The sequence below is a fragment of the Micromonospora sp. KC606 genome (genome assembly GCF_004348675.1).
Lineage (GTDB): Bacteria > Actinomycetota > Actinomycetes > Mycobacteriales > Micromonosporaceae > Micromonospora.
The window spans coordinates 1-7,294 of record NZ_SMKN01000264.1 but is presented as its reverse complement, the minus strand read 5'-3'; the positions used below and the strand labels follow the sequence as shown (position 1 = coordinate 7,294).

At 73.4% G+C, this 7,294-nt stretch carries 7 protein-coding genes and 1 pseudogene; 3 read left to right on the top strand and 5 right to left on the bottom strand.

The genetic code is table 11. The annotated features are described in order from the left end of the window. Positions 1–506: 2'-5' RNA ligase family protein (locus tag E1193_RS28605; protein WP_132186279.1), on the bottom strand; the 506-nt coding region annotated here is incomplete at its 3' end. A gap of 142 nt (positions 507–648) precedes the next feature. Then, entirely contained in the window at positions 649–1,644 is a 996-nt protein-coding gene (locus E1193_RS28600; protein ID WP_132186278.1) for a glycoside hydrolase family 88 protein, read from the bottom strand. A gap of 126 nt (positions 1,645–1,770) precedes the next feature. Between E1193_RS28600 and E1193_RS28595 the strand changes: the two genes are divergently transcribed. Together E1193_RS28595 and E1193_RS28590 are read left to right on the top strand one after the other, a co-directional pair. Beyond that, positions 1,771–2,148 carry an SCP2 sterol-binding domain-containing protein gene (locus tag E1193_RS28595; RefSeq protein ID WP_132186277.1) on the top strand — a complete coding sequence of 126 codons (378 nt, stop codon included), beginning with the start codon at positions 1,771–1,773 and terminating at the stop codon, positions 2,146–2,148. Next, positions 2,145–4,220, top strand: coding sequence for a glycogen debranching N-terminal domain-containing protein (locus tag E1193_RS28590; RefSeq protein WP_132186276.1), 2,076 nt, complete (start codon positions 2,145–2,147; stop codon positions 4,218–4,220). Before E1193_RS28595 ends, E1193_RS28590 begins: the two co-directional genes overlap by 4 nt. On the opposite strand, the gene E1193_RS28585 is transcribed toward E1193_RS28590, so the two are convergent. Next, the gene (locus E1193_RS28585; RefSeq protein WP_165945852.1) at positions 4,209–4,979 is read right to left on the bottom strand and encodes a Pr6Pr family membrane protein; all 771 of its coding nucleotides are present in this window, start codon (positions 4,977–4,979) and stop codon (positions 4,209–4,211) included. The two genes, E1193_RS28590 and E1193_RS28585, sit on opposite strands and share 12 nt — an antisense overlap. A 9-nt stretch (positions 4,980–4,988) precedes the next feature. Next, complete coding sequence (locus tag E1193_RS28580; RefSeq protein ID WP_132186275.1) at positions 4,989–5,249, bottom strand: hypothetical protein; 261 nt, start codon at positions 5,247–5,249, stop codon at positions 4,989–4,991. A gap of 226 nt (positions 5,250–5,475) precedes the next feature. Between E1193_RS28580 and E1193_RS28575 the strand changes: the two are divergent. After that, positions 5,476–6,372 (top strand): annotated as a pseudogene (locus E1193_RS28575) (DUF72 domain-containing protein). A gap of 64 nt (positions 6,373–6,436) precedes the next feature. Here E1193_RS28575 and E1193_RS28570 read toward each other — a convergent pair. Further along, the coding region (locus E1193_RS28570) for a cytochrome P450 (protein WP_132186274.1) at positions 6,437–7,294 on the bottom strand (858 nt) is incomplete at its 5' end.

The window sequence follows — 7,294 nt, the reverse complement described above, 5'->3', positions numbered from 1 at the left end:
GGGCGGGAGATGTCGCGGGCGTGGTCATTCAGGGCGGCGGCGGTGACCGTCGCCGCCAGGGGCAGCATCTCCAGGCAGCGGCGCACGGCGGCGGTCATCAGCGTGTTGGGCACCCGCATGGACAGGGTGCAGTGCGGCACCCAGCGCCCCGGCAGGTACTGCTCCGACAGGGCGATCCCGGCCCGGGTCAGCCGCTCGTGCACCTGCGCGTGGTGGGCCAGCAGCTCCGCCGTGGGAGTGACACCCAACCACAGCACCCGGCCGACGAACTGCCCGGCGTGCTGGAAGTCCAGCCGTAGTGGGGCGGCCACCACCATCCCGCGCAGGGCCTCGGCGACCCGCTCCGGATCGAAGCGGGGAGCCACGGCCAACGAGACGTGTGGCCGGTGCCGCCGTTCCAGCAGGGACCGCATGCTCTGCACGCCCTCGGCCTCCAGCGCGTCCCACAGCACCCGGATGCGCCGCGTCGCGTCGGTGTCCAGATACAGCTCCAGCGCCGCGACCACGTGATCACCCTAACGGCCGGGTTCTGCCAACCCGGGCGGCGGTCCGGATCGGCGATGGGTGGGTCGGCCCGGCTCGGCCTGACTGGTCAGCGTGGCCGAGGACGACCTCCAGCACGTCGGCCAGGCCGCCTACCTGGAAGGGCTATCCGGGCGAGCCGACGTCGGCGGTCGGCGTGACGAGCCGGGCGCGGCGCAGGGCGGCGTGGGCGAGCAGGTGGAACGCCTGCGCCTCGGCGGAGGTGCCCGGACGGGTGAAGTCCGGCGCCCCGCTCACCGGCCGGACCAGACCGTACGGGTCGACCTGCCGGTCGGCGGCGGCGAGCAGGTCCCGCCCGACCTCACCGTACGACGGCGGCAGCCACCCGTCGGTCGCGCCGGTCAGCGCCGTGAACGCCAGCATCTGCGCCACGTTGGTCTCGACGTGGCTGCCCGGGTCGTCCAGCACGTCATGGAAGAGGCCGTCCGGCCGGCGGTGCGCCAGGCACGCGTCGAGCACCTGCCGGGCGTGCCGGGCCAGCCCGTCCCGCAGACCGTCCGGCCAGTGCGGCAGCAGCCGGAGGGCGCGGGCGATCCCGGCGACCACCCAGCCGTTGCCGGTGCCCCAGTGCGGCGGGTGCTCCAGCCGGCCCTGATCCTCGTCCCACCGGGCGGCGTACAGGCCGGTGGCCGGGTCGTACAGCCGGCGACGGTGCCCCTGCACCTGCGCCGCCGCCCGGTCGGGGTGGCCACAGACGGCGAGCAGCGGGACCACCATGTAGACGCTGTCCGCCCAGACCTGCCGGCTGCCCAGCAGGTGGAACAGTGTTCCGTCGCCGGCCCGCGGCGCCCTGCGCAGCAGCCAGTCGAGCTGCCGGTCCAACGCCCCGGTCCATCGGTCGTCGGGGTCGGTGCGGGCGGCGTGCCGCACGGCCTCGCCGCAGGCGGCGCCGTTGACCGCGCCGTCCTCGCCGGAGACGTCACCGAGCCGACCGTCCGGGTGTTGCCGGGTCACCGCCGCGTCGGCGAACAGCATCGCCTCCCCGTCACGTCCGAGGTCGAGCAGGGCGTGTGCGGTCACCCCCTGCTCCCACGACTGCCGCTGCATCGCCAGCAGCGCCGCCAGCACCCGGTCCAGCCGGGGATCGCCCAGTCCGCGCATGTCGCCTCCCGGGCCCTTTCGTACCACGGTTGCCGGATCTCACCCGCAGGGGGTGAGCCGCGGTCACCCTCGCCGCAGGCAGGGTGAGCGGGTGGCAGGAGACGGCAACGCACCGGGGGAGGAGCCATGGCCTCGTCGGCGGCGGAGTTTCTGAAGCAGCTGGGCAGCGGCAGTCGCCAGGAACTCCCGGAGAGCGTGAGCGGCACCATCCGGCTCGACCTGCGCGAGGGTGGACACACCGAACACTGGTATCTGATCCTCCACAACCAGCGGGTCGAGGTGCGCCGCTCCGGGGGGGACGCCGATCTGGTGCTGTGCGGCGACCGGGAGGCGTTCGACCGGCTGGCCAGCGGGCGACGACGCCTGGTGGAGTCCCTGATGCGCAACGAGCTCAGTGTGACCGGCGACCTCCAACTGGCGTTGTCGCTGCGGCGGATCCTGCCCGGCCCTCCCGGCGCGCAGCACCCCCGTGAGTTCGCCCGGCAGGAGGTCGGGCGGCGGTGAGGCAGGAACAGGTCCACGTGGTCGCCGGCAACCTCTTCGCGGTCAGCGACGCGCAGGGGGACATGGAGGTCGATCCGAGGGCGCCGATCGGCCTCTTCTCCTTCGACACCCGCTTCCTCTCCCGCTGGGTGCTCACCGTCGACGGCGAACGGCTGAAGGCGCTGTCCCGCGACGACATGACCTACTTCGAGACCCGGTTCTTCCTGGTGCCCGGCACGGCCAGCCACTACGTCGACGCCGACGTGTCGGTGATCCGGCACCGGTCCCTCGACGACAGCTTCAACGAGCGGCTCACCATCCTCAACCACTCGGCGGAACCGGCGCACCTCGTCGTCCGGATGGAGATCGCCACCGACTTCGCCGACATCTCGGAGGTCTGCCACCCGTCGCCGAGAGCGGCGACGACCGTCGAGGCATCCTCGGCCGACGGTGTGCTGCGGCTGCGCTACCAGCGGGAGTGGTTCAGCCGGGAAGCGATCGTTTCCAGCACCGCCCCCGGCGAGGTCGACGGGTCCGGCATCACCTTCCGGCTCACCGTCCCGCCGCGCGGCAGGTGGATCACCGATCTGCACGTCGCCATGGTCGTCGCGGGCGAGACGGGCCAGGACCTGCGGTCCAGCCTGGAGTCACACCGACAGCAGGTCCGCCACGGCATGCGCGCCGACCTGCAGGCGTGGCTGGACCGCGCCCCGCTGCTGGTGGCCGGGGAGGGCGATGGCCTGGCCCGCGTGTACACCAGCGCGTTGGCCGACCTCGCAGCACTGCGCTACCGCCCGTTGTCGTTTCCCGACCGGGTGCCGGTCGGCGGCCTGCCCTGGGCGATGACGCTGTACGGACGCGACGCCCTCGTCACCGGTCTGCAGACGCTGGCTTACACCCCCGAGCTGGCGTCGGCCACGCTGCGGCTGCTCGCGCTGCTGCAGGGGGCCCGCCTCGACGACTTCCACGAGGAGGAACCCGGGAAGATCCTCGCCGAGCAGCGCTACGGCGAGTCCGCCGCCTTCGGCGACCAGCCGACCGCCATCTACTTCGGCGCTGCCGACACCACCCCGCTGTTCGTGATCCTGCTCGACGAGTACGAGCGCTGGACCGGGGACGGTGAACTGGTCCGCGAGCTTCGCTACCCCGCCCGGAGTGCGCTGGACTGGATCGACGAGTACGGCGACCTGCTCGGCGACGGGTATCTGCGGTACCTGTCCCGTAACCGGCGATCCGGGCTGGCCAACCAGTGCTGGAAGAACTCGCCGGACTCGATCGTGCACCGCGACGGCCGCGAGGCCGCCACGCCCCGTGCGACGTGCGAACTCCAGGGCTACGCGTACGACGCGAAGCTTCGCGGGGCCCGGCTGGCCCGGGAATTCTGGGCCGACCCGGTGTACGCCGACCGGCTGGAGCGGGAGGCCGCCGCGCTGAAGGAACGCTTCAACCGGGACTTCTGGCTGCCGGAACGGGAGTACTACGCGCTGGCCCTGGAGCCGGACGGCACGCCGGTGGAGACGTTGACCTCCAACATCGGCCACCTGTTGTGGAGCGGAATCGTCACCGAGGAGCGGGCGGCGGCGGTGGCCGGGCACCTGCTCTCCCCGGCGCTGTTCAACGGCTGGGGGGTGCGGACCCTGGCCGAGGGGCAGCTGCCGTACAACCCGGTGGGGGCGCACGTCGGTGCGGTCTGGCCCTCGGACAACTCGCTCATCGCCGCCGGGCTGCGCCGGTACCGCCACGACGACGAGGCGGCCAGGATCGCCGCCGGGATCTTCGCGGTCGCCGGGCTGGTCGGCGGGTCGCTGCCGGAGGTGATCGCGGGCTACCCGCGCCTGATCACCCGGTATCCGGTCCAGCTACCGGTGGCTGGGCGCCCGCAGTCCTGGTCCGCCGGGGCGCTGCTGATGCTGCTCGCCACGGCCCTGGGTTTGCGGCCGTGCGGGGACAACCTGCTGGTCAACCCGGCGTTGCCGGAGGAGTTCGGGCGCATCGAGCTGCTCGACGTCCCGGGTCGCTGGGGCCGGGCCGACGCGTACGGGCGGGCCCGGCCCGCCATGACGCCCGGTCGCCGGGTCCGCCTACCCGACTGAGCCGGCCGACGGTTGCCGCTGCCCGGCCGGCGCCTCCGGTGCGCCGTCGTCGCCCCGGTGCGCGCCGGCGGCGGCTTTCGGCGCGTCGGCGCGGGGCGCGGGCGGTGGCGTGCCGTCGGCGCGGCGGGCGCCGGATAGCCGGGACAGCCCTCGGTCCACCCCGACGAGGAGCAGACCGAGCAGCCAGAACACCACGGCGAAGAAGACCGTGCTGATCGCGACGCCGTCATAGCCGAGCTGCCCGGCGTCGATGAACGGGTACGGGTACTTCGCCACGATCAGCCCGCGTACCAGGGCGAAGCCGAGGTACGCCAGTGGGAACGCCAGCCACCAGATGGCGTACCGGACCCGTAGCCGTCCGCGCGGGTCGAAGAGCGCCCAGTCGGCGATCGCCAGCAGCGGCACCACCGTGTGCAGGAACTGGTTGCCCAGCGCCTCGGGCAGCGCCCGGTCCGGTTGGGCGACCGCGAACGGGCTGGCCGGGTTGGCCAACACCAGGTGGTAGACCACGCCGGTGATGGTGATGTAGAGGGTGACCGCCCCCTTGAGGGCCGAGGACGGTTCGGGCAGCTCCCGCCAGGTCCGCCAGGCGGCGTACCCGGCGAAGACGCCCACCGCCACGTTGCTCTGGATGGTGAAGTACGGCAGGAGGCCGGTGACCGTGGCCGGACCGAGCGCGGTGAGCACGATCCCGGCCAGCACGCTGATCACGATCGCCGGGCGGAAGGCCATCGCCACGCGTCCACGCCGCAGACTCATCGGGGCAAGTTACCATTCCGTAGGGGTTGCCTCGCCGGCCGTCCACCCCAGGCAGCCTCCGCTGGGCGGATCCGTCGGGGCGGGCGTGCCGGCGTACGCACCACGGAACGCGCGCATCGCGGCGCCCTCCCCGCGCAGTTCGGCGGGGCGCGGCGCGGCACGGACCGCCGCCAGGAGCCGCACCAGCGGCTGCGGCCCGTTTCGGAGGTCGACGACCGGATCGTCGAGCAGCCGCTCGACGGTTTCCTGGTCCAGGCGATGTGCGTTCATCTCGTGCCCTCAGCGCCGCCAGCAGCCGGGACGTCACATCGCGGGGGCTGGCGGCCCTGGTCAGGCGGGTCTCGGCGCGAACGGGACGCCGGGTCGGCGCGGTCGACGGTCAGCCCATCGACCGGGCCCCGTCGATGGACTCGACCCCCACCGTAGGTGGGTGCCGCGACGGTTTCGGTCCCGCCGGGGGTTGCCGGGTCGGCCGCTGGGGGTACGACGGCATGACATGGGTGACATTCGTGTGGGTACCTCCTCCTGGGCGGACCAGACGCTGCTGCGCGCCGGTTGGTATCCCCGCTCGGTGCGGACCCCGGCCGACCGGCTCGGCTTCTACGCCCGCCACTTCGGGCTGGTCGAGGTGGACACGTCCTACTACGCGGTGCCGGCGCCGGCGACCACCACCGGGTGGGCCGAGGCCACGCCACCCGGGTTCACCTTCGACGTCAAGGCGTTCAGCCTCTTCACCGGGCACCCCACCCCGGTCAGGACGCTGCCCCGGGACCTGCGACCGGCCACCGGCCCGGCCCGGATCCGCCGCCGCGATCTGCCCGGCGAGGCGTACGAGGAGCTGTGGAGACGGTTCCGGGCGGCGCTGCGGCCGCTGGCGGCGGCCGACCGGCTCGGCGTGGTGCTGTTGCAGTTCCCGCCCTGGCTGGTGCGTGGCGAGGCCGCCCGGCGGCGGATCCTGGAGCTGGCGGAGCGGTGCCAGCCCTGGCGGGTGGCCGTCGAGCTGCGACACGGCTCGTGGTTCGACGACGACGCCGCCGCCGAGACGGTGACCTTCCTGGCCGACCACGGGCTGAGCATGGTCTGTGTGGACATGCCGCAGGGGCACCCCTCCTCGGTGCCGCCGATCATGATCACCACCGCCGACCCGGCGGTGGTTCGGTTCCACGGACACAGCCCGTCCTGGTCGGACGGTGGTAAGGAGGACCGATTCCGGTACGCGTACTCCGACGGGGAACTGCGGCGTTAGGCCGAACTGCTGACCGACCTGGCCGGAACGACCCGGGAGTTGCACGTTCTGTTCAACAACTGTTGCGAGGGTCAGGCCCAGCGCGACGCGGCCCGGCTGACCGAGCTGCTCGGCGTGGCCCCGTCGGCGCAGCCCGCCCAGGTGTGATCATGGCCGTTTCTCTTGGGCGGGGCGGGTACCGCACCGGTGGCCGGCCCGCCGCGCCTCGACGTCAACGCGCCTCGACGACCACCCCGCTGGCCGGGCGGGTCGGGATCCGGTGCAGCGGGATGGTCAGGTCCTGTGGCGGCAACCGGTGGTCCAGTCGGGCCAGCCGGACCGCGAGCGACCGCAGCAGGGCCACCGTGATCCGCTCGCCCGGGCAGCGGTGCCCGGTGCGCGGGTCACCACCGCCCTGCGGTACCAGATCGAACTCCCCGATCTTCCGCCCCAGGAAGCGCTCCGGGTCGAAACGGTACGGATCCGGCCACAGCCGTGAGTCGTGGTTCTGCCCGTACAGGTCCAGCAGCACCGTCGCGCCGGCCGGGATGCGTACGCCGCCCCAGCTCAGGTCAGCCGCCGCCCGCCCGCCGACGAACGGGGCGAACGGGTAGAAACGGCGGACCTCGTGCGCGTACGCCTCGGCGAAGGCCGGGTCGCCGCCGGCCAGCCTGTCCCGGTGCGCCGGCCAGCGGTGCAGCGCGTGCCCGGTGAAGGCGACGAACCAGGCGACCGCCACCGTGGGCCGGAGGATGTTGAGCAGTTCCACGGCGGCCAGGCAGGGATCCAGCTCGGCGCCGTCGGCGTCCCGATGGCGAGCCACCACATCCACCGCCGAGCCGCCCGGCACCTCGGCCTCGCCCCGGCGTACCCGGGTGACCAGGTCGGCCAGCTGACCCTCCCGCCGGGTACGGGCCCGGCGGGCGCGGAAGTGGCGCGGCCCGACGGTGCCGAAGCCGTCGACCAGAGTGACCAGGTCGGTGGCGAGCCCGGGTAGCTCGTCGTCACCGACTGGCACTCCGGTCCAGTCGCACACCGCCCGGGCCAGCACCTCGGCGGAGGCGTCGAAGAGCACCACCGGGCCCCGCCC

Coding starts and splice junctions, on each gene's coding strand:
- E1193_RS28600 (WP_132186278.1), bottom strand. CDS start 1,644: ATGCGCGGACTGGGCGATCCCCGGCTGGACCGGGTGCTGGCGGCGCTG.
- E1193_RS28595 (WP_132186277.1), top strand. CDS start 1,771: ATGGCCTCGTCGGCGGCGGAGTTTCTGAAGCAGCTGGGCAGCGGCAGT.
- E1193_RS28585 (WP_165945852.1), bottom strand. CDS start 4,979: ATGAGTCTGCGGCGTGGACGCGTGGCGATGGCCTTCCGCCCGGCGATC.
- E1193_RS28580 (WP_132186275.1), bottom strand. CDS start 5,249: ATGAACGCACATCGCCTGGACCAGGAAACCGTCGAGCGGCTGCTCGAC.